This window comes from Pseudomonas sp. URIL14HWK12:I6, assembly GCF_000514195.1.
GTDB classification, from domain to species: domain Bacteria; phylum Pseudomonadota; class Gammaproteobacteria; order Pseudomonadales; family Pseudomonadaceae; genus Aquipseudomonas; species Aquipseudomonas putida_A.
This window is the reverse complement of the sequence record NZ_KI911359.1, coordinates 94,792-115,115: the sequence shown is the minus strand read 5'-3', so window position 1 is coordinate 115,115 and position 20,324 is coordinate 94,792. Positions and strand designations below refer to the sequence as shown.

General features: G+C 61.8%; 22 protein-coding genes. 9 read left to right on the top strand and 13 right to left on the bottom strand.

All coding sequences use genetic code 11. The features are described from left to right. The first annotated feature begins 4 nt into the window (after positions 1–4). The gene (locus H043_RS0127130; protein ID WP_027614427.1) at positions 5–787 is read left to right on the top strand and encodes an aldolase; all 783 of its coding nucleotides are present in this window, start codon (positions 5–7) and stop codon (positions 785–787) included. A gap of 22 nt (positions 788–809) precedes the next feature. Further along, positions 810–1,694 (top strand): dihydrodipicolinate synthase family protein, encoded by an 885-nt coding sequence (locus tag H043_RS0127125; RefSeq protein WP_177325680.1) that lies wholly within the window; start codon positions 810–812, stop codon positions 1,692–1,694. Positions 1,695–1,818: 124 nt separating this feature from the next. On the opposite strand, the gene H043_RS0127120 is transcribed toward H043_RS0127125, so the two are convergent. The 3 genes from H043_RS0127120 to H043_RS0127110 form a co-directional block, all read right to left on the bottom strand. After that, positions 1,819–2,163 carry a YegP family protein gene (locus H043_RS0127120; protein ID WP_027614425.1) on the bottom strand — a complete coding sequence of 115 codons (345 nt, stop codon included), beginning with the start codon at positions 2,161–2,163 and terminating at the stop codon, positions 1,819–1,821. Positions 2,164–2,363: 200 nt separating this feature from the next. Next, positions 2,364–2,663 carry a ribbon-helix-helix domain-containing protein gene (locus tag H043_RS0127115; protein WP_027614424.1) on the bottom strand — a complete coding sequence of 100 codons (300 nt, stop codon included), beginning with the start codon at positions 2,661–2,663 and terminating at the stop codon, positions 2,364–2,366. A 13-nt stretch (positions 2,664–2,676) separates the two neighbouring features. Further along, on the bottom strand, positions 2,677–3,258 hold the full coding sequence (locus H043_RS0127110; protein WP_027614423.1) for a DJ-1/PfpI family protein: 582 nt from the start codon (positions 3,256–3,258) through the stop codon (positions 2,677–2,679). A 280-nt stretch (positions 3,259–3,538) separates the two neighbouring features. Between H043_RS0127110 and H043_RS0127105 the strand changes: the two genes are divergently transcribed. Continuing rightward, the gene (locus H043_RS0127105; protein WP_027614422.1) at positions 3,539–4,444 is read left to right on the top strand and encodes a DMT family transporter; all 906 of its coding nucleotides are present in this window, start codon (positions 3,539–3,541) and stop codon (positions 4,442–4,444) included. 59 nt (positions 4,445–4,503) lie between these two features. Here the strand turns inward: H043_RS0127105 and H043_RS0127100 are convergent, their stop codons facing one another. From H043_RS0127100 to H043_RS0127085, 4 genes are all read right to left on the bottom strand, one after another. Then, positions 4,504–5,721 (bottom strand): SAM-dependent methyltransferase, encoded by a 1,218-nt coding sequence (locus H043_RS0127100; RefSeq protein WP_027614421.1) that lies wholly within the window; start codon positions 5,719–5,721, stop codon positions 4,504–4,506. Positions 5,722–6,003: 282 nt separating this feature from the next. Further along, positions 6,004–6,621 (bottom strand): TPM domain-containing protein, encoded by a 618-nt coding sequence (locus H043_RS0127095; RefSeq protein ID WP_027614420.1) that lies wholly within the window; start codon positions 6,619–6,621, stop codon positions 6,004–6,006. 33 nt (positions 6,622–6,654) lie between these two features. Then, complete coding sequence (locus H043_RS0127090; RefSeq protein ID WP_027614419.1) at positions 6,655–7,407, bottom strand: YgcG family protein; 753 nt, start codon at positions 7,405–7,407, stop codon at positions 6,655–6,657. Between the two features lie 13 nt (positions 7,408–7,420). Next, positions 7,421–8,029 carry a LemA family protein gene (locus tag H043_RS0127085; RefSeq protein ID WP_007963199.1) on the bottom strand — a complete coding sequence of 203 codons (609 nt, stop codon included), beginning with the start codon at positions 8,027–8,029 and terminating at the stop codon, positions 7,421–7,423. Between the two features lie 258 nt (positions 8,030–8,287). Between H043_RS0127085 and bglX the strand changes: the two genes are divergently transcribed. Further along, a complete protein-coding gene (gene bglX, locus H043_RS0127080; protein WP_027614418.1) occupies positions 8,288–10,579 on the top strand; it encodes a beta-glucosidase BglX in 2,292 nt (763 codons plus the stop codon). Between the two features lie 153 nt (positions 10,580–10,732). On the opposite strand, the gene H043_RS0127075 is transcribed toward bglX, so the two are convergent. The 5 genes from H043_RS0127075 to H043_RS0127055 form a co-directional block, all read right to left on the bottom strand. Then, positions 10,733–11,890, bottom strand: coding sequence for a phosphatidylserine/phosphatidylglycerophosphate/cardiolipin synthase family protein (locus H043_RS0127075; protein ID WP_027614417.1), 1,158 nt, complete (start codon positions 11,888–11,890; stop codon positions 10,733–10,735). A 1-nt stretch (position 11,891) separates the two neighbouring features. After that, positions 11,892–12,482, bottom strand: a complete 591-nt coding sequence (locus tag H043_RS0127070) for a YceI family protein (protein ID WP_027614416.1) — start codon at positions 12,480–12,482, stop codon at positions 11,892–11,894. Between the two features lie 218 nt (positions 12,483–12,700). After that, complete coding sequence (locus tag H043_RS0127065; RefSeq protein WP_027614415.1) at positions 12,701–13,006, bottom strand: hypothetical protein; 306 nt, start codon at positions 13,004–13,006, stop codon at positions 12,701–12,703. Continuing rightward, positions 13,003–14,082 (bottom strand): serine hydrolase, encoded by a 1,080-nt coding sequence (locus tag H043_RS0127060; protein ID WP_027614414.1) that lies wholly within the window; start codon positions 14,080–14,082, stop codon positions 13,003–13,005. The genes H043_RS0127065 and H043_RS0127060 overlap by 4 nt, the downstream gene beginning before the upstream one ends. A gap of 149 nt (positions 14,083–14,231) precedes the next feature. Continuing rightward, positions 14,232–15,110: an acyl-CoA dehydrogenase family protein gene (locus H043_RS0127055; RefSeq protein ID WP_027614413.1), complete on the bottom strand. Its 879-nt coding sequence runs from the start codon at positions 15,108–15,110 to the stop codon at positions 14,232–14,234. A gap of 153 nt (positions 15,111–15,263) precedes the next feature. Here H043_RS0127055 and olsB point away from each other — a divergent pair, with 153 nt between their 5' ends. Both olsB and H043_RS0127045 read left to right on the top strand, forming a co-directional pair. Next, a complete protein-coding gene (gene olsB, locus H043_RS0127050) occupies positions 15,264–16,019 on the top strand; it encodes an L-ornithine N(alpha)-acyltransferase (protein ID WP_027614412.1) in 756 nt (251 codons plus the stop codon). Continuing rightward, positions 16,019–16,813, top strand: coding sequence for a 1-acyl-sn-glycerol-3-phosphate acyltransferase (locus H043_RS0127045; protein ID WP_027614411.1), 795 nt, complete (start codon positions 16,019–16,021; stop codon positions 16,811–16,813). Before olsB ends, H043_RS0127045 begins: the two co-directional genes overlap by 1 nt. 115 nt (positions 16,814–16,928) lie before the next feature. Here the strand turns inward: H043_RS0127045 and H043_RS0127040 are convergent, their stop codons facing one another. Further along, a complete protein-coding gene (locus H043_RS0127040) occupies positions 16,929–17,507 on the bottom strand; it encodes an ACP phosphodiesterase (protein ID WP_027614410.1) in 579 nt (192 codons plus the stop codon). Between the two features lie 169 nt (positions 17,508–17,676). Between H043_RS0127040 and H043_RS0127035 the strand changes: the two genes are divergently transcribed. The 3 genes from H043_RS0127035 to H043_RS0127025 are packed head-to-tail and all read left to right on the top strand — an operon-like array spanning position 17,677 to position 20,249. Further along, positions 17,677–17,997, top strand: coding sequence for a helix-turn-helix transcriptional regulator (locus H043_RS0127035; RefSeq protein WP_003222436.1), 321 nt, complete (start codon positions 17,677–17,679; stop codon positions 17,995–17,997). A 5-nt stretch (positions 17,998–18,002) separates the two neighbouring features. Further along, on the top strand, positions 18,003–19,169 hold the full coding sequence (locus tag H043_RS0127030) for an MFS transporter (RefSeq protein WP_003222434.1): 1,167 nt from the start codon (positions 18,003–18,005) through the stop codon (positions 19,167–19,169). Between the two features lie 30 nt (positions 19,170–19,199). Beyond that, positions 19,200–20,249, top strand: a complete 1,050-nt coding sequence (locus H043_RS0127025) for an alkene reductase (protein WP_027614409.1) — start codon at positions 19,200–19,202, stop codon at positions 20,247–20,249. Positions 20,250–20,324: the final 75 nt, after the last annotated feature.

Sequence of the window (20,324 nt, the reverse complement as noted above, 5' to 3'; positions counted from 1 at the left end):
AGACATGGCCAAGACATTAGCACTACCCAAAGAGCAACTGGTCAAGCAAGCGCTGACCCAGATGCAAAACACCCTGGCGGATAATACGTGGACTGACCGGCAAAAGCTGGCGCTGACCTGCCGGATCCTGTTCGAGAGCGGTCACGACTCCGGTCTGGCCGGACAAATCACCGCTCGCGGCCCGCAGCCGGGGACCTATTACACTCAACAACTAGGCCTGGGTTTCGATGAAATCACCGCGAGCAATCTGCTGCTGGTCAACGAAGATCTGGAAGTGCTCGAAGGCCACGGCATGGCCAACCCGGCCAACCGTTTCCACAGCTGGGTCTACCGCGCCCGGCCGGACGTGAACTGCATCATCCACACGCACCCGACGCACATTGCCGCGCTGTCGATGCTGGAGGTGCCGCTGCAGATTTCCCACATGGACCTGTGCCCGCTGTACGACGACTGCGCGTTTCTCGAAGGCTGGCCGGGCGTGCCGGTGGGTAACGAAGAGGGCGAACTGATTGCCGGTGCACTGGGCGACAAGCGCGCGATTCTACTGTCGCACCACGGCCAACTGTCGACCGGCAGCACGATCGAAGAAGCCTGTGTCATCGCCCAACTGATCGAGCGCGCCGCCAGACTGCAGCTGCTGGCGATGGCCGCCGGCACGATCAAACCGATCATTCCGGCGCTGGGGCGCGAGGCCCATGACTGGGTGTCGAAACCCAAACGCCACGCCGCCGCCTTCAACTACTACGCCCGGCAGAACCTGCGCCAACACGCCGATTGCCTGAACTGATTTCAGCTTTTTCCGGAGACTCATCATGTCCAATATTCACGGCATCATCGGCTACACCATCACCCCGTTCGGCACCCACGGCGAAGGCCTCGATCTGCCGGCGCTCGGCCAATCGATCGATCGTCTGATCGACAGCGGCGTCCATGCCATCGCCCCGCTCGGCAGCACCGGCGAAGGCGCCTACCTGAGCGACGCCGAATGGGATCAGGTCGCCGAGTTCAGCATCAAGCACGTGGGCAAACGGGTGCCGACCATCGTCAGCGTGTCCGACCTGACCACCGCCAAAGCCGTACGCCGCGCACGCTTCGCCGAAGCCCATGGCGCCGACGTGGTGATGGTGCTGCCGGCGTCGTACTGGAAGCTCACTGAAGCGGAAATCCTCGCGCACTACCGCGCCATCGGCGACAGCGTCGGTGTGCCGATCATGCTCTACAACAACCCGGCCACCAGCGGCACCGACATGTCGGTCGAGCTGATTCTGCGCATCGTCAATGGCGTGGAAAACGTGACCATGGTCAAGGAGAGCACCGGCGACATTCAGCGCATGCACAAGCTGCAATTACTCGGTGAAGGTCAGGTGCCGTTCTACAACGGCTGCAATCCGCTGGCACTGGAAGCGTTTGCCGCCGGGGCGAAGGGTTGGTGCACCGCCGCGCCGAACCTGATCCCGCAGTTGAACCTGGATCTGTATGCGGCCGCTCTGGCCGGTGATCTGCAGCAGGCACGCGAGTTGTTCTACCGCCAGTTGCCGCTGCTGGACTTCATCCTCAAGGGCGGTTTGCCGGCGACGATCAAGGCCGGATTGCGCGAGACGGGGCTGGAGGTTGGTGATCCGCGCTTGCCGGTGTTTCCGTTGAGCGAAGCTGGGCAAGCTCAGCTAAAAGCAATCCTCAACACCCTGCGCTAACACACACAAACCCATGTGGGAGCGGGCTTGCTCGCGAAAGCGGTGGATCAGTCACTGCAGATGTCGACTGACACGACGCCTTCGCGAGCAAGCCCGCTCCCACATTTTTGCTCTTAAGTGTTCTTCAGAGCACCGGCAAGGTCTTGTCCTTGATCACTTTGCTCGGCCCATTGGCCTTGACGCTCGCGATGCCTTTGGCACACGCGGCATCGTTGGAGTACGACTCGCTGCTGCCGATGATCTGATGGTTGGCAGCCTTGAGGTTGAAGTAAGGATGACCATCCTTGGTGGTCTTTTTCTCATAGCGTTCATCCAGCGGGCTATTGGTCTGCACCGAAGCGATGCCGCTGTCGGCAGCCGCGCGGGTGGTGTAGAGCTCGCTGATGAGAATGGTTTCAGCGTTGGCGGCTTTCAGCACAAACCTGAACTGGCCGTTACTGCTTTTGCTCACTTCGTACCATCCGGACATGCTCGTTTCTCCTTGGCGGTTGAAAGGTTTTGCGCCAATGAGTAAAGACCAGCCCAAGATTTCTGTCGCCTGTAATGGCCTCTTCGCGAGCAAGCCCGCTCCCACAGTAGATCTCCAGTGATCACAAAAATAGGTGAGCACTCGGCAATCAATGTGGGAGCGAGCCTGCTCGCGAAGGCGTCACCCCGGTGTTGGCTATTTCACCCCGCCCGCACCACCGACAACTCCGGCGCACTCACCCGTCGCTGACTCAGATACCGCGTGCAACTCACCCGCAGGAACGAGGCAAAATTCACCACCTCCCCGCGATAATCCATCACCTCTTCATACAGTTTGGCGATCAGTTGATTGGTGGTCATGCCATCGACTTCGGCGATTTCGCTGAGGATGTCCCAGAACTGGTTTTCCAGGCGCAGCGTCGTCACCACGCCGCAGATGCGCAACGAGCGCGAGCGGGATTCGTAGAGAATCGGGTCGGCCTTGACGTAGAGCTCGCACATCGGCGGATCCTCGTTACAGGGTGATCTTGGTGCCGAGCAGACCGAGGAAACCGGCCAGCCAGTTCGGATGCGCCGGCCACGCTGGCGCAGTCGCCAGATTGCCTTGAACGTGGCCGTCGGTCACCGGGATATCGATGAACGTGCCACCGGCCAGTCGCACTTCCGGGGCGCAGGCCGGATAGGCGCTGCACTCACGACCTTCGAGAACGCCCGCTGCCGCCAACAGTTGCGCACCGTGGCAGACCGCCGCAATCGGCTTTCCAGCCTTGTCGAAGGCGCGCACCAGCTCCAGGACTTTTTCGTTCAGGCGCAGGTATTCCGGCGCACGACCGCCGGGGATCAGCAGCGCGTCGTAATCGGCCTCGGTGACCTTGGCAAAGTCGAAATTGAGGGCGAACAGGTGACCGGGTTTCTCGCTGTAAGTCTGGTCGCCTTCGAAGTCATGGATCGCGGTGCGCACGGTCTTGCCCGCAACCTTGTCCGGGCACACGGCGTGCACAGTGTGACCGACCATTTGCAGGGCCTGGAACGGCACCATCACTTCGTAGTCTTCGACGTAATCGCCGACCAGCATCAGGATTTTTTTCGCGGCCATGGGGAGGACTCCTCTGGGAATGGACTTGCAGGAGTATTCAAGGTAGACCTTATCCGTTGGGGCGGGTAACAACCGGCTACTACCTCGAAGACCGCGTTATCGTTCTTCGCGAGCAGGCTCGCTCCCACACTGGAATGCCATCCACTGTGGGAGCGAGCCTGCTCGCGAAGAGGCCCTCAAACTGTACGCCTAAGTCTGTGCCTAGCTGTAACAGCCCGACCCGCCCGGTTTATGGCTAGATGAAGCCACCTTCCTGTCACCTTCAATTCTGGTCACTCACATGTCCTCGCGCGAAAACACCGGCATGGCCCTCGGCCTGCTCGGGGTTGTGATTTTCAGCCTGACCCTGCCCTTCACCCGGATCGTGGTGCAGGAACTGCATCCGCTGCTCAACGGCCTCGGCCGCGCGCTGTTCGCGGCGATTCCCGCGGCAGCGTTGTTTTTATGGCGACGCGAGAAGTGGCCGAGCTGGCAGCAGATCAAAGGCCTGAGCCTGGTGATCGCCGGGGTGATTCTTGGCTTCCCGGTGCTGTCGGCGTGGGCCATGCAGACCTTGCCGGCGTCCCACGGCGCGCTGGTCAACGGTTTGCAGCCGCTGTGCGTGGCGCTGTATGCGGCGTGGCTGTCCCACGAGCGGCCGTCGAAAGCCTTCTGGGCCTGCGCCGCACTGGGCAGTGCGCTGGTGCTCGGCTACGCGTTGTACACCGGAGCCGGGAGCATTCAGGCCGGTGACTTGTTGATGCTCGGCGCGATTGCCGTCGGCGGTCTGGGTTATGCCGAGGGTGGCCGGTTGGCCAGGGAAATGGGCGGCTGGCAGGTGATCTGCTGGGCGCTGGTACTGTCGACGCCGCTGCTGATCGGGCCAGTGTTGTATCTGGCGCTGCAACATCACGGTGCAGTGTCAGCCAAGGCCTGGTGGGCGTTCGGCTACGTGGCGCTGTTTTCGCAGTTTCTCGGCTTCTTCGCCTGGTACGCCGGGTTGGCGATGGGCGGGATTGCGCGGGTCAGTCAGATCCAGTTGCTGCAGATCTTTTTCACCATCGCGTTTTCGGCGCTGTTCTTTGGTGAACATGTCGAGCCGATTACCTGGGTCTTTGCCTGCGGGGTGATCGCGACCGTGATGCTCGGGCGCAAGACCGCCATCAAACCCCATGTGGGAGCGAGCCTGCTCGCGAAGGGGCCATAACAGCCAGCAGCATCCTTGGCTGGCAGTCTGCCTTCGCGAGCAGGCTCGCTCCCACAAGGTCAGGCGAGTAAGCCGTCGGCGCGCAGCAGGGTTTCCAGACAGTGCTCGCTGATGTTGTAGAAATCCTTGAGCTCCTGAATCTTCACCAGCAACTGAGCCGGGTCCACCGGCTCGGCGCGTTTCACCGCGAGAATCATCTTGTTCTTGTTGGTGTGTTCCAGCGAGATGAATTCGAACACTTTGGTCTCGTAACCGCAGGCTTCGAGGAACAGTGCACGCAGGCTGTCGGTGACCATTTCCGCCTGTTGGCCCAGGTGCAGACCGTATTGCAGCATCGGCTTGAGCAGCGCCGGGCTCTGGATCTGCAGGCGGATCTGTTTGTGGCAGCACGGCGAGCACATGATGATCGACGCGCCGGAACGGATGCCGGTGTGGATCGCGTAGTCGGTGGCGATGTCGCAGGCATGCAGGGCGATCATCACGTCCAGTTCGCTCGGCGCCACGCTGCGCACGTCACCGCACTTGAACACCAGCCCCGGGTGCTCCAGTTTCGCCGCGGCGGCGTTGCACAGGTTGACCATCTCTTCGCGCAGCTCGACGCCGGTGACTTCGCCTTCGGCCTTGAGCGTGTTGCGCAGGTAATCGTGGATGGCGAACGTCAGGTAACCCTTGCCCGAGCCGAAGTCCGCCACCCGCACCGGTTTGTCCAGCGCCAGCGGTGACGAGGTCAGCGCGTGGCTGAAGACTTCGATGAACTTGTTGATCTGCTTCCACTTGCGCGACATCGCCGGGATCAGCTCGTGTTGCGCGTTGGTCACGCCCAGGTCCTTGAGGAACGGCCGGCTCAAGTCCAGAAAACGGTTCTTCTCACGGTTGTGCTCGGCGGACGGCGCTTCACGCAATTGCTGAGGTTTGCTCTTGAACAGTGAACTCTTGCCCTTTTTGCTGTATTCGAGCTGGGCTTCGTCGGTCACGGTCAGCAAATGCGCATTCTTGAACGCGGCCGGCAACAGCTCGGCAATCACCGCCACGCCTTCGCTCAGCGGCAGATTCTTGGTGATGTCGCGGGTCTTGTAGCGATAGACAAACGACAGGTTTGGCTGCGCCTTGACCGTCACCGCTTTGATGATGATCCGCTGTAGATCCGCCTCTTCACCCATGTACTTGGCCAGCACCAGTTTGATGAAGCCGTTGTGTTCGAGGCTGGTTTGCAGCAGCTCGATGAACTGGGTGTGGTGATCGGGTGCGGGCTTGAGGGAGGGGGCGGTAACGGACATGGAAAAGCGGCCTCGGACGGGCGAAATCGGGAATGGCGGGTATTTTAGGGGGGATGGCGCTTGGGGACACGTTCTTATTTACCCAACGGCACAAGAACTCAGCGCACTGCCTGGCCCCTGTGGGAGCGGGCTTGCTCGCGAAAGCGGCGTATCAGGCGACATTGATGGTGAATGTCAGACCGTATTCGCGAGCAAGCCCGCTCCCACACTGGCTCGGCGTAATGCGGCCATATGTATCAGACAGGCCTTGCTCAGCGGGACCGGGGAGAACCGCACCCAGACTCAGCCCAACACAATCAACCGATTGGGCAATTCATTCCTCACCTGCGTCACCGGCACGTGCACCTTGAGCAGTTCCCCACAGGCCTCGATGCAGGTGACAAAGCCCTCGAGCGTGCGCCCCTGCCGCACCTGCTCGGTGAACGCGGCGACGATCGCGTCCCAGCTTTTGTTGTCCAGCCGCCGGGAAATCCCCTCGTCCACCAGAATCTCCACGTAGCGCTCGGCCTCGCAGACAAAGATCAGCATCCCGGTGCTGCCGACGGTGTGGTGCAGGTTCTGTTCGAGGAACTGCCGCCGCGCCAGGTTCGATGCGCGCCAGTGGCGCACGCGGCGCGGGATCAGATGGGTGGTGATCTTCGGCAGGCGAAACAGCAGGCACAGGACGATGAACAGCCCCCATTGCACCAGCAACAGGCTGTGCATGGTCAGCCAGCCAGTCAGGTAATGGACGATGCCCGGCACCAGCAGCGCCAGCAGGCTGGCCCACAGCAGCGGAATGTACGCGTAGTCATCGGCGCGGGCCGCCAGCACGGTGACCAGTTCGGCGTCGGTGTCGCGCTCGACCCGGGCAATCGCCTCGGCGACTTTGCGTTGTTCGTGTTCAGTCAGTAATGCCATGTCGAAAAGTGCCTGATCATTATTGTTGTGTGTTCACCAGCCGCCGGACGAACCGCCGCCGCCGAAACTGCCCCCGCCGCCGCTGAAGCCCCCGCCTCCACCGCCACCGCCAAATCCACCACCGCCGAAACCGCCCCCGCCTCCGGAGCCGCCACGGCCGGCGGGAAGCATACCGAGCATCTGGCAGACAAACACGGTCAGGATGAACAACACCACCAGAAAAACGAACAACAGCGGATGCCGCGAGACAAAATCGCTCTGCGGATCACCGCTCGACTCGTACACCGTCGATGGCTCGTCCAGAGGATTGCCGCCGAGCACCACCAGCATCGCCGCCACGCCGTCGCTGATGCCCTTGCTGAAATTGCCGGCCTTGAACGCCGGGGTGATCACTTGATGGATGATCACCGAACTCTGCGCATCGGTCAGCCGATCCTCCAGGCCATAGCCGACTTCGATGCGCAGTTTGCGCTCGTCACGGGCAACGATCAGCAGCGCGCCGTTGTTCTTGTCCTTCTGACCGATGCCCCAGTGCCGGCCCAGTTGCACGCCGTAATCCTCGATGGTGGTGCCCTGCAGATCAGGCACCGTGACCACCACCAGTTGCTCGCCGGTCGCCTGTTCATGCGCCTGCAATTGCTGGCTCAACTGGGCGCGCACCGAGGGCTCGATCATCTGCCCCTCGTCCACCACCCGCCCGCTCAGCGCCGGGAACGTCAACTCCGCCCGGGCGCTGAGGGCGAACAGCCACAGCATCAGCACCAGGCCTATCTTCAACACACGCATGGGCAACCTCGAATCAGAACTTCACTTCCGGGGCCTTTTCCGCACCGGGGGTGGTGGCTTCGAAGGTTTCGCGAATCGGCAGGTCGCTGTACATCACGCTGTGCCAGAGGCGCCCGGGAAACGTGCGGATCTCGGTGTTGTATTTCTGCACCGCCAGAATGAAATCGCGCCGCGCCACGGCAATCCGGTTTTCCGTGCCTTCGAGCTGCGATTGCAGGGCAAGGAAGTTCTGGTTGGCCTTCAGGTCCGGATAACGCTCGGAGACCACCATCAAACGGCTGAGCGCGCCACTCAACTGATCCTGAGCCTGCTGGAACTGCTTGAGTTTTTCCGGATTGTCGAGGGTGCTGGCATCGACCTGGATCGACGTCGCCTTGGCCCGCGCCTCGACCACGGCGGTCAGGGTCGCCTCCTCATGCTTGGCGTAGCCTCTGACGGTCTCCACCAGGTTGGGGATCAGGTCGGCACGGCGCTGGTACTGGTTCTGGACCTGGCCCCAGGCCGCCTTGGCCTGTTCATCGAGGGTCGGGATATTGTTGATGCCGCATGCGGTCAACAAAGTGGCAAGCACCAGCAGCGTGGCGACCTGCAGACGCGAGCGGTAGGTTGGACTGACATTCATCAAAGTGATGCTCCCTGGCATATTTCATAAAAAACCGACCGTGAAACCTTCTGCATCAGCGGTTGGGGCATAATCGGCCGCGCCACTGGATTGCAACGGGCCGATGGGCTAAAAAGAGGCCCTGCGCAAACGCAGCCGAGTGTCGGCGGGCGTTTTTGGCTCGGTCATTTTGAGCCTGCACCCGAACAACAATAGTCGCTCCCTAACTTTTGGCTGGCCGGCATTGCATTGCCGCTTGGGCCCTTGAGAAAAATATTCATGAAGAAGCTGTGTTTGCTGGGCCTGTTCGTCAGCCTGGCCAGTCATCAAGTATTGGCCGCCACGACCCCGGTACCCCTGGAAAACAAGGACGCGTTCATCAGCAATCTGATGAAACAAATGACCCTCGATGAAAAGATCGGCCAGTTGCGCCTGATCAGCATCGGCCCGGAAATGCCCCGTGAGTTGATCCGCAAAGAGATCGCCGCCGGCAACATCGGCGGTACGTTCAACTCGATCACCCGCCCGGAAAACCGTCCGATGCAGGACGCGGCGATGCGCAGTCGCCTGAAGATTCCGATGTTTTTTGCGTACGACGTGATCCACGGTCACCGTACGATTTTCCCGATTCCGCTGGCCCTGGCATCGAGCTGGGACATGGACGCCATCGGTCAGTCCGGGCGCGTTGCCGCCAAGGAAGCCGCGGCCGACAGCCTCGACATCACCTTCGCGCCGATGGTCGACATCTCCCGCGATCCGCGCTGGGGCCGCAGCTCCGAAGGGTTCGGTGAAGACACCTACCTGACCTCGCGCATTGCCAAAGTGATGGTCAAGGCCTATCAGGGCGACACGCCGAGCGCAGCCGACAGCATCATGGCCAGCGTCAAGCACTTCGCCCTGTATGGCGCGGTCGAGGGCGGGCGCGACTACAACGTCGTCGACATGAGCCCGGTGAAGATGTACCAGGACTATCTGCCACCGTACCGCGCGGCGATCGACGCCGGTGCCGGCGGGGTGATGGTGGCGTTGAACTCGATCAACGGCATCCCGGCCACCGCCAATACCTGGCTGATGAACGACCTGCTGCGCAAGGACTGGGGCTTCAAGGGCCTGGCCGTCAGCGACCACGGGGCGATCTTCGAGCTGATCAAGCACGGCGTGGCCGCCGACGGTCGTGAAGCGGCGAAGCTGGCGATCAAGGCCGGCATCGACATGAGCATGAACGACACCCTGTACGGCAAAGAGCTGCCGGGGCTGCTCAAGTCCGGCGAGATCGAACAGAAAGACATCGACAACGCCGTGCGCGAAGTGCTCGCCGCCAAGTACGACATGGGCCTGTTCAAGGACCCGTACCTGCGCATCGGCAAGGCCGAGGATGATCCGGCTGACACTTACGCCGAGAGCCGCCTGCACCGCGCCGAAGCCCGTGACGTGGCACGTCGCAGCATGGTGTTGCTGAAGAACCAGAACGACACCCTGCCGCTGAAGAAAGACGCAAAAGTCATGCTCGTCGGCCCATTGGCCAAGGCCCCCATCGACATGATGGGCAGTTGGGCCGCCGCCGGTAAGCCGGCGCAATCGGTGACCCTGTTCGACGGCATGAGCTCGGTGATCGGCGACAAGGCCAACCTGATCTACGCCCGTGGCGCCAACATCACCAGCGACAAGAAGATCCTCGACTACCTGAACTTCCTCAATTTCGATGCTCCGGAAGTGGTCGATGACCCGCGCCCGGCCAACGTGCTGATCGACGAGGCGGTGAAAGCGGCCAAGGACGCTGACGTGATCGTCGCCGCTGTGGGCGAGTCCCGTGGCATGTCCCACGAATCCTCCAGCCGCACCGACCTGAACATCCCGGAAAATCAGCGCGAGCTGATCCGTGCCCTGAAAGCCACCGGCAAACCGCTGGTACTGGTGCTGATGAACGGCCGTCCGCTGACCATCCTCGAAGAGAACCAGTCGGCTGATGCGATTCTGGAAACCTGGTTCAGCGGCACCGAGGGCGGTAACGCGATCGCCGACGTGCTGTTCGGCGACTACAACCCGTCGGGCAAATTGCCGGTGACCTTCCCGCGTTCCGTGGGCCAGATCCCGACCTACTACAACCACCTGAGCATTGGCCGGCCGTTCACGCCGGGCAAACCGGGCAACTACACCTCGCAGTATTTCGATGACACCACCGGTCCCCTGTTCCCGTTCGGTTACGGCTTGAGCTACACCCAGTTCACGCTGAGCGACATGGCGCTGTCGTCAACCACGCTGAACAAGACCGGCAAGCTCGATGCCAGTGTCACCCTGAAAAATACCGGCAAACGTGAAGGCGAAACCGTGGTGCAGCTGTACATCCAGGACGTCGCCGGTTCGATGATTCGCCCGGTGAAAGAACTGAAGAACTTCCAGAAAGTCATGCTCAAGGCCGGCGAACAGAAAGTCGTGCACTTCACCATCACCGAGGATGACCTGAAGTTCTACAACGCCCAGCTCAAGTACGCGGCCGAGCCTGGAAAGTTCAACGTGCAGATCGGCCTGGATTCGCAGGATGTGACGCAGCAGAGTTTTGAGTTGCTGTAATTATTCAGTAACCAATCCCCGTGTGAGAGGGGCCTTTGTGGGAGGGAGCTTGCTCCCGAATGCGATGTATCAGCTAAATAAATGCTGAATGACATGCCGCCTTCGGGAGCAAGCCCCCTCCCACATTGGAATCCACTGGTTTCGAAATTGGCGTTAACCGCGTCTGTCGAGGATATTGACCACCAACCGATCCACCCAGCCCCAAACCCGCTGCTTCACCCGCCGCCACAACGGCCGGCGCTGCCACTCCTCCAGACTGACCTGCTGGCTCAGACCGAAATCCTTCTCGAAACTCTGCACCACCGCTGCCGTCAACGACGGGTCCAGCGCCTCCAGATTCGCCTCCAGATTGAAACGCAGGTTCCAGTGATCGAAGTTGCACGATCCGATACTCACCCACTCGTCCACCAAGACCATTTTCAGGTGCAGGAAGCACGGCTGATATTCAAAGATCTGCACCCCGGCCTTGAGCAGGCGCGGGTAGTAGCGATGGCCGGCGTAACGCACCGACGGGTGATCGGTGCGCGGCCCGGTGAGCAGTAACCGGACGTCGACACCGCGAGCAGCAGCCTTGCGCAGCGAGCGGCGGATTTTCCAGGTCGGCAGGAAATACGGGGTGGCCATCCAGATGCGCTTCTGCCCGCTGTTCAGTGCACGAAACAGCGACTGCAGAATGTCGCGATGCTGACGGGCATCGGCATAGGCCACACGGCCCATGCCCTCGCCCATGTCCGGGACCTTGGGCAAGCGTGGCAGGCCGACATGCGCCGAAGGTTTCCAGGCCCGGCGATGGCGGTTGGCGATCCATTGCCGGTCGAACAGCACTTGCCAGTCGAGCACCAGCGGGCCGTTGATTTCCACCATCACTTCGTGCCACTCGCTGCTGTCCTGCCCCGGTGTCCAGAATTCATCGGTAACACCGGTGCCGCCGACCACCGCCAGACGCTGATCGACCAGCAGCAATTTGCGGTGATCACGATAGAAGTTGCCGACCCAGCGCCGCCAGTTCAGGCGATTGTAGAAACGCAGTTCGACCCCGGCTTTGGTCAGGCGCTGACGCAGGTGCAGGGTAAACGCGAGGCTGCCGTAGTCATCGAACAGGCAGCGTACCCGCACTCCGCGCTCGGCGGCCTGGACCAGCGCCTGAACCACGGCCTCGGCACAAGCGCCCGCCTCCACCAGATACAACTCCAGTTCGACCTGCTCCTCGGCGCGGGCAATTTCCACCAGCATGCGCGGGAAGAATTGCGGGCCGTCGATCAACAGTTCGAAGCGGTTGCCGTCACGCCACGGAAACACCGCACCGCGCATGTCAGCGCGCCGTGAAAATCAGCACCGCACCCACCGGTACCGACAGACTGATGGCCGACAGGCCGGCCAGGTCGCGCAGGGTTTCCAGCCCCGGCGCCAGATCGAAATCCTCGGCGTTGATCACCAACGGCTCCAGGGTCACCACTTGAAAACGCCGGTCGTCGAGACGGGTGGCCAGCAACTCTGCCGGGTATTCATGTTGCTTGCCGTGCAGGTTGACGGTCAGCGGCAGACGCAATTCCAGCTGCGCACCGGGGGCCAGATCGTTGATCGGGCGCAGGTCGATCCGGGTGCTGATGGTCGCTTCGGGGAATTGCTCGATCTGGAACAGCTCCTTGCGCATGCGCTCGTCGCGCAGCGGGATGCCGCTGTTGATCGAATCCAGCTCGACTTCGACTTCAGCGCGGCCATCCGGATCGACCTTGCCGTGCAGCACCAGAAAGCGCTGCACTTCAGAAATGTGGGCGTTTTTCGTGCTGACGAACGACAGCCGCGACGACTCGCCATCCAGATACCAGTTGGCCTGCGCCGGCAGCGCGGCGGCAGTCAGCAGCAGACTGGCGAAGGCTGTATAGAGGGAGCGGTTGAACATTGAATACTCGTGGGGGCGATAAACCTGCACGAACCTTAACCGCCCACGCCGTTATTGCAAACTGATCGCCGCAAATCTATCGATTGGTGAAACCTCCTGTGGGAGCTGGCTTGCCAGCGATAGCGTCGGGACAGGCTATATCTCTGTTGACTGACACACCGTCATCGCTGGCAAGCCAGCTCCCACAGGGTTATCTATTGACTGGAGGATCGAGGGTTTCAGGGATTGAGGCGGCAGCCCTGCCGTTCGCTCAGCCACTGGGCACGATTGCTGCGGCCCATGCCGCTGACGGTGATGGTTTTGCTCGCGCTGTCATCGCTAAAGTGGCTGGTTGGCAGCCACTGTTTCACATAACCCCGGCAGTATTCGGCATCGTTGTTCATCACGTAACGACACGAACAATATTCCTTGGCCGTGTACGCGCTGATGATGTCGGGGAACGCCCAGAGGTTTTCCCGTTCGAGCCAGATCCAGCCGAGCAGCACGATCAGCGCCAACAGCAACACCCGCTTCAACAGCTTCATGGCTGCACCGCCTTGAGCACGCGTTTGAGCAGCTCGTTGTGGCGATAGCTGCCGTCGCGGTCTTCGGCGTAACGCACGATCACCAGTTTCTCGCTGGGGATCACATACAGCGCCTGGCCCCAGTGGCCGAGGGCGGCGAAGGTGTCGGGCGGCGCGTCGGGCCACGGCGCGGCGGCGCCATCCGCCGGGCGATTGAGCCACCACTGACCACCGGGCACCGCTTCGTCCTGATGCACCTTGTAGCCGGCAAAGGCAGTGCGGTTGAAAGCGACCCAATCCTTGGGCAGCAATTGCCGGTCGTGCCAACGTCCGTCGCGAGCCATCAGCAGACCGACCCGCGCCAGATCCCGCGCCGTGAGATAGGCATAAGAGGACGCGACAAACGTACCGCCGGCATCGGTTTCCCACACGGCGTGGCGGATGCCCAGCGGCTCGAACAACGCGGTCCATGGATAGTCGGGATAACGCTGCGGGCCCACCATGTTCTTCAGCGCCGCCGCCAGCAGATTGCTGTCGCCACTGGAGTAACGGAACGTCTGCCCCGGCGGCGCATAAGCGTCGTGATTGGCAGTGAACGCGGGCATGTCGCGGTGCCCACGGGTGTAGAGCATCGCCACCACCGAGGATTTCAGCGGCGCGTATTCGTAGTCTTCCTGCCAGTCCAGCCCGGAAGCCCAGTGCAGCAGATCCGCCACGGTGATCGCCGGATGTTTTTCCAGCGCCGGATAAAACTTCGAAACCGGATCATCCAGTTTGAACAGGTCTTCGCCATACGCCACACCGAGTACCGTGGCCATCAGGCTTTTGCTGATCGACCAGGTCAGGTGCGGGGTCTCGGCACGGGTCGGGCCGGCGTAGCGTTCGTAGATCAACTGGCTGTCGCGGATGATCAGCAGCGCGTCCGTGCGGATGCCCTGGCGGGTAGTGTCGTCGCGGGGCGGGAAGGCGTAGGTCTCTAATGCCTCGACCGCTGCGCCGCTGATTTTTGCGCCAGTCGGCCATTGCTCACCGGGCCATTGCTCGGCCTGGACCGTGAAGCTGATCAGCAGCAGAAACAGGGACAGGCTTTTGCGCATGGTGAGGGCTCTTGGGGAGAACCTGCTGAGGGTAGTCTTGCCACATGACAGATGTGTGGTGTTTTTGCCGCCGCCTTCGCGAGCGAGCCCGCTCCCACATTTGAAACGCATTCCAAGGGTGGGAGCGGGCTTGCTCGCGAAGAGGCCAGTCAGCCCACCGCCAAAGCCTTGGCCAAGCGCTTGGCCCGCGCCCCCGCCGCCAACTGCATCACCCCCTGATCACGCTGCCACATCTGCGCCCACTCAGGACTACCCTCGGCCAACGCCTGATCGATCTCGCCCTTCAGCGCATCAAACTGCGCAAACAAACCGCCCAACAGCACATGCCCGGCCGGGTTATTCGGTGGCTGGCGACTCGCTTCCGCGCACCCGGCCAACAGCGCCAGCAAGCGCAACAGCAGCGGCTGCGACCAGCCACTGTCCTGACCGACGCCATACAGCCACGCGGTCATCGCGCTCAGCACATAGACATCTTCCAGGCTACGAAACGGCTTCACATAAGCGTCCCAGCCATCGCCCGCGAGCAATTCGCACAACGCGCCGTCCAGATGCAGCCGACCGTGACTGATGTCCGGCATCAGCGGCAGCGCCGGGAGTTTTTCCACACGCACGCCGGGCTCGCCGGGGTAAACCACCGCCAGACTCAGGCGCGGGGTTTCGCCGGGTTCTTCACTGCGCGCGGCGACGAGCAGCCAGTCCGCCGCGTCCCCGGCGGTGACGAAATCCTTTCGCCCATTGAGGCGCAAATCCGTCAGGCGCGTCTGCATGTCCGCCGGGCGCAGGCTGCGCTGTTCGGTCGCACACAACGCGCCAAGACTTGGCGGCGCGCTCGGCCAGAGCATGCGCAACGCCGCCTGATACCCCACCAGAAACGCCAGCCCCGGCGTCGCCATCCGCCGCCCTCCGGCCACCGCCAGTTCGAACGGCGTCACGTTGCCCAATTGATGCAGCAAGGTAGCGAAACCTTCCGCCAGATCAGTCACGGCGGGCAGGCGTTCATGGCTTTCGAGCAGGCTGGGCCAGGGCATAAGAGGCTCCTTGAGGGCTGTCATACAAGCATCACCAAACGTTCACGGTGATGACACCGGGGCTACATAGCCTGACTTTGCACAACATGGCTGCATAAAGAAAGTCGATCGGCTGCAACCCACGACGGGTTCAAGGCCCGTACGGAGATTCAAATGACTCAGATCGCCCGCATCAGCGACACCGGCAATGAACGCCGCCTGCAAGCCGAACGCCTGATCGGCGCCGAGGCCTTGCAGCAAGCCCAGGCCTTGCGCTTCAGCGTATTCAGCGGCGAGTTCAACGCCAAGCTGAAAGGCGCGGAACTGGGTCTGGACATGGATGACTATGATGTTCACTGCAGCCACATCGGCGTGCGTGACCTGAACACCGGACGTCTGGTCGCCACCACCCGTTTGCTCGATCACACCGCTGCCAGCAGCCTGGGCAAGTTCTACAGCGAAGAAGAATTCAGCCTGCACGGCCTCGCCCATCTGCAAGGCCCGATCCTCGAAATCGGCCGCACCTGCGTCGACCCGGCCTACCGCAACGGCGGCACCATCGCCGTGCTCTGGGGTGAACTGGCCGAAGTGTTGAATCAGGGCGGCTACAGCTATCTGATGGGTTGCGCGAGCATCCCGATGCAGGACGGCGGCGTGCAGGCCCACGCGATCATGCAGCGTCTGCGCGAACGTTATCTGTGCACCGAACACTTGCGCGCCGAACCGAAGAAGCCGCTGCCGTCGCTGGATATCCCATCGAACGTGATCGCCGAAATGCCACCGCTGCTCAAGGCCTACATGCGCCTGGGCGCGAAGATCTGCGGCGAGCCGTGCTGGGACGAAGACTTCCAGGTCGCCGACGTGTTCATCCTGCTCAAGCGCGACGAACTCTGCCCGCGCTACGCCAAGCACTTCAAGGCGGCCGTGTGATGAGCCGGTTGCGCGTGTACGCGCGAATCGCGCGGGTGCTGCTGGTGGTGGCGCTGGGCCTGACCATGGCCAGCGTCTTCGGCGTGTTCGAACGTCTGGGCCTGGCGCACTCGATGCAACGTCGGCAGCGCTGGTCGCGGTTTTTCATGGCGCGTTTGAGCAATGCCCTGCCCTTTCGCGTGACCGTGCACGGCGACCTGCCGAAGCAGCCGATGCTGTGGGTCAGCAATCATGTGTCATGGACTGACATTCCGCTGCTGGGCATGCTCACGCCGCTGTCGTTTCTGTCCAAGGCCGAAGTACGCACCTGGCCGGTGGCCGGCTGGCTGGCGGCGAAGGCCGGCAGTCTGTTTATCCGTCGCGGTTCGGGTGACAGCCAGTTGATCCGCAAACAGATGACCCGTCACCTGCAAACGCAACATCCGCTGCTGATGTTCCCGGAAGGCACCACCACCGATGGGCGTTCGCTGCGCACCTTTCATGGTCGCTTGCTGTCGGCGGCCATCGATTCGGAGGTGATGCTGCAACCGGTGGCGATCCGTTATCTGCGCAATGGCGAAATCGACGCGCTGGCGCCGTTCATTGGTGACGATGATCTGCTGTCGCATCTGATGCGTCTGTTCAGCCACGACTGCGGCGATGTCGAAGTGCATCTGCTCAAGCCGATCGCCTGTCAGGGCCGCGAACGTGCGGCGCTGGCGTTCGAAGCGCAGCAGGCGGTGCAGAAGGCGTTGTTTGGTGATATCGCCAAAGCGGCCGAACCGCGTCGCGCCGGCGAACTGATCGCTGCCTGAAACACAGATCCCCCCCCTGTGGGAGCGAGCCTGCTCGCGAAAGCGGTGGATCAACAACATGAATGTTGAATGACACTGCGCTTTCGCGAGCAGGCTCGCTCCCACATTTAGATCTTCAGTGGCTCAGCTTTTTTTGGGCGAAGTCCTGAAGTTGCGGATAGAACAAGCGGAAGTCTTCACTCAGCGGCTCATACAAACGCCGCAACTCCTGCATCGCCCCCGCCAGCTCCTCAGGCCGGGTCAGGCGGCGGGAGATCCCGCGCAGCACCTGCTCCAGCACTTCAAATTCCTGATACGAACCCAGCCAGTCATTGGCAACCATGTGCGGCGCGATCTTCGCCAGGCGTTCTGGCAATTGCCGTTCATTCGACAGCACCCGGTAAACAGCGCGGGTGAAATGTTCCAGCGGCTGATCGGCGTACAGCGTCCAGTCGCGCGCCAGGCAATGGTCGAAAAACACATCGAGGACAATCCCGGCATATCGCCGCCGGGTCTCGGTGAAACGCCCGAGGGCGATGTCCACCAACGGATGGCGATCGGTGAATACATCAATCCGCCGATGCAACTGAATCGCCGCTTCAATCTGCGGCGCAAACTGCCCCTGCAGGCGTCCTTTGACGAAATCGCCATACAGACTGCCGAGTAATTGCTCGGGGTGCTGGCCTCCGAGGTGTAAATGTGCGAGATAGTTCATGGGCGCAGCTTAGCACTGCGCGCTTTCATCGTTACAGCACACGTATCGTTATAACCCGATATACCGATTTATGCGGTCGTCAGATCAAATTCATATTGGTATATCGCGAAATACCGATTTAAAGTTCGCCTCATCGCGATATAGCGCTACACATCACGAGCATAAAGCCATGAACCTCGACCTCGACGAAATAATAAAAGCCCTGGCACACCCAGTACGGCGAGACATTCTCATCTGGCTGAAAGACCCCAAAGCCCAGTTTCCTGAGCAGATTCACAACCACGAGTACGGCATCTGCGCCGGGCAGATCGATCAACGCTGCGGCCTGTCGCAGTCGACCGTCTCCGCCCACCTGGCGACCCTGCAACGCGCAGGTCTGATCAGCAGCCAGAAAGCCGGCCAGTGGCACTTCTTCAAACGCAACGAGGACGTGATCCAGGCGTTCCTCGACGCCATCGTCAAAGAGCTCAGCGCTCCCACAAGGAATTGATTCAAATGCCCCTCTCGCTACTCATCCTGGCCTTGAGCGCCTTCGCCATCGGCACCACCGAGTTCGTCATCATGGGCCTGCTGCCCGATGTGGCGGCCGACCTCGGTGTGTCGATTCCCGGCGCCGGCTGGCTGGTGACCGGTTACGCCCTGGGCGTGGCCATCGGTGCGCCGTTCATGGCACTGGCCACTGCCAGACTGCCGCGCAAGGCCGCACTGGTAGCGCTGATGGGCATTTTCATCGTCGGTAACCTGCTGTGCGCCATCGCCAGTGACTACAACGTGCTGATGTTTGCCCGTGTCGTCACCGCGCTGTGCCACGGTGCGTTCTTCGGTATCGGTTCTGTAGTAGCCGCCGGGCTGGTGGCGCCGAACAAACGGGCGTCGGCCGTGGCGCTGATGTTCACCGGGCTGACCCTGGCCAACGTGCTCGGTGTACCGCTGGGCACGGCGCTGGGCCAGGAAGCCGGCTGGCGCTCGACCTTCTGGGCGGTGACCGTGATTGGTGTAGTGGCGCTGATCGGTCTGATCCGCTTCCTGCCGGCCAAGCGTGACGAGGAAAAACTCGACATGCGCGCCGAACTCGCCGCCCTCAAAGGCGCCGGCATCTGGCTCTCGCTGAGCATGACCGCGCTGTTCGCCGCGTCGATGTTCACCCTCTTCACCTACGTCGCGCCGCTGCTCGGTGATGTCACCGGTGTCTCGCCAAAAGGCGTGACCTGGACCCTGCTGCTGATCGGCCTCGGTCTGACGGTGGGCAACATCATCGGCGGCAAACTGGCGGACAAGCGTCTCGGCGCCACCCTGATCGGCGTGTTCGTGGCGATGGCGGTGGTTTCCACCGTGCTGAGCTGGACCAGCGTTGCGCTGATCCCGACGGAGATCACCCTGTTCCTCTGGGCCACCGCTTCGTTTGCCGCCGTCCCGGCGCTGCAAGTCAACGTGGTGACCTTCGGCAAGGCCGCACCGAACCTGGTGTCGACCCTGAACATCGGCGCATTCAACATCGGCAACGCCCTGGGCGCCTGGGTCGGCGGCAGCGTCATCGCCCACGGTTTCGGCCTGACCAGCGTGCCCCTGGCCGCCGCCGCGTTGGCCGTGCTCGCGCTGCTGGTGACCCTGATCACTTTCCGTCAGAACGGCGACGCCGGTCTGGCCCCCGCTACCCACTGATTAACCACTTCACTGACGAGGGTTGTACACATGGCAACTATTTTCGATCCGATCAAACTGGGCGACCTCGAGCTGTCCAACCGCATCATCATGGCTCCACTGACCCGCTGCCGCGCCGACGAAGGCCGCGTGCCGAACGCGCTGATGGCTGAATACTACGTACAGCGCGCGTCGGCTGGCCTGATCCTGTCCGAAGCCACTTCGGTGACGCCGATGGGCGTCGGCTACCCGGACACCCCGGGCATCTGGTCCAACGACCAGGTGCGCGGCTGGACCAACGTGACCAAAGCCGTGCACGCTGCTGGCGGCAAGATCATCCTGCAACTGTGGCACGTCGGCCGCATCTCGCATCCGTCGTACCTCAACGGCGAAACCCCGGTCGCGCCGAGCGCCATCCAGCCTAAAGGTCACGTCAGCCTGGTGCGTCCATTGGCCGACTATCCGACCCCGCGAGCTCTGGAAACCGCTGAAATCGCCGAGATCGTCGAGGCCTACCGCACCGGTGCCGAAAACGCCAAAGCCGCCGGTTTCGACGGCGTGGAAATCCACGGCGCCAACGGCTACCTGCTCGACCAGTTCCTGCAAAGCAGCACCAACCAGCGCACCGACAACTACGGTGGCTCCCTGGAAAACCGTGCGCGTCTCCTGCTGGAAGTGACTGACGCAGCGATCGACGTCTGGGGCGCCGGCCGTGTCGGCGTGCACTTGGCACCCCGCGCCGATTCCCATGACATGGGCGACGACAATCTGGCCGAGACTTTCACTTATGTGGCTCGCGAGCTGGGCAAGCGCGGCATCGCCTTCATCTGCTCCCGCGAGAAAGAAGGCGCCGACAGCCTCGGCCCACAGCTGAAAGAAGCTTTCGGCGGCGCGTACATCGCCAACGAACGCTTCACCAAGGACAGCGCCAATGCGTGGCTGGCTGAAGGCAAGGCTGACGCGGTAGCGTTCGGCGTACCGTTCATTGCCAACCCGGATCTGCCGGCACGCCTGAAGGCCGACGCACCGCTGAATGACGCACGTCCTGAGTTGTTCTACGCGAAAGGCCCGGTCGGTTATATCGATTATCCAACGCTGTAAACAACAACAACTAACAAGTAAGCCCCGCCTCGAAAGAGGCGGGGCTTTTTTATTTTCATACATTTAAAGATTCGC

Coding starts and splice junctions, on each gene's coding strand:
- H043_RS0127060 (WP_027614414.1), bottom strand. CDS start 14,082: ATGCGCAAAAGCCTGTCCCTGTTTCTGCTGCTGATCAGCTTCACGGTC.
- H043_RS0127045 (WP_027614411.1), top strand. CDS start 16,019: ATGAGCCGGTTGCGCGTGTACGCGCGAATCGCGCGGGTGCTGCTGGTG.
- H043_RS0127120 (WP_027614425.1), bottom strand. CDS start 2,163: ATGTCCGGATGGTACGAAGTGAGCAAAAGCAGTAACGGCCAGTTCAGG.
- H043_RS0127115 (WP_027614424.1), bottom strand. CDS start 2,663: ATGTGCGAGCTCTACGTCAAGGCCGACCCGATTCTCTACGAATCCCGC.
- H043_RS0127100 (WP_027614421.1), bottom strand. CDS start 5,721: ATGTCCGTTACCGCCCCCTCCCTCAAGCCCGCACCCGATCACCACACC.
- H043_RS0127040 (WP_027614410.1), bottom strand. CDS start 17,507: ATGAACTATCTCGCACATTTACACCTCGGAGGCCAGCACCCCGAGCAA.
- H043_RS0127095 (WP_027614420.1), bottom strand. CDS start 6,621: ATGGCATTACTGACTGAACACGAACAACGCAAAGTCGCCGAGGCGATT.
- H043_RS0127070 (WP_027614416.1), bottom strand. CDS start 12,482: ATGTTCAACCGCTCCCTCTATACAGCCTTCGCCAGTCTGCTGCTGACT.
- H043_RS0127025 (WP_027614409.1), top strand. CDS start 19,200: ATGGCAACTATTTTCGATCCGATCAAACTGGGCGACCTCGAGCTGTCC.
- olsB (WP_027614412.1), top strand. CDS start 15,264: ATGACTCAGATCGCCCGCATCAGCGACACCGGCAATGAACGCCGCCTG.
- H043_RS0127035 (WP_003222436.1), top strand. CDS start 17,677: ATGAACCTCGACCTCGACGAAATAATAAAAGCCCTGGCACACCCAGTA.
- H043_RS0127065 (WP_027614415.1), bottom strand. CDS start 13,006: ATGAAGCTGTTGAAGCGGGTGTTGCTGTTGGCGCTGATCGTGCTGCTC.
- bglX (WP_027614418.1), top strand. CDS start 8,288: ATGAAGAAGCTGTGTTTGCTGGGCCTGTTCGTCAGCCTGGCCAGTCAT.
- H043_RS0127030 (WP_003222434.1), top strand. CDS start 18,003: ATGCCCCTCTCGCTACTCATCCTGGCCTTGAGCGCCTTCGCCATCGGC.
- H043_RS0127130 (WP_027614427.1), top strand. CDS start 5: ATGGCCAAGACATTAGCACTACCCAAAGAGCAACTGGTCAAGCAAGCG.
- H043_RS0127105 (WP_027614422.1), top strand. CDS start 3,539: ATGTCCTCGCGCGAAAACACCGGCATGGCCCTCGGCCTGCTCGGGGTT.
- H043_RS0127055 (WP_027614413.1), bottom strand. CDS start 15,110: ATGCCCTGGCCCAGCCTGCTCGAAAGCCATGAACGCCTGCCCGCCGTG.
- H043_RS0127090 (WP_027614419.1), bottom strand. CDS start 7,407: ATGCGTGTGTTGAAGATAGGCCTGGTGCTGATGCTGTGGCTGTTCGCC.
- H043_RS0127085 (WP_007963199.1), bottom strand. CDS start 8,029: ATGAATGTCAGTCCAACCTACCGCTCGCGTCTGCAGGTCGCCACGCTG.
- H043_RS0127075 (WP_027614417.1), bottom strand. CDS start 11,890: ATGCGCGGTGCGGTGTTTCCGTGGCGTGACGGCAACCGCTTCGAACTG.
- H043_RS0127110 (WP_027614423.1), bottom strand. CDS start 3,258: ATGGCCGCGAAAAAAATCCTGATGCTGGTCGGCGATTACGTCGAAGAC.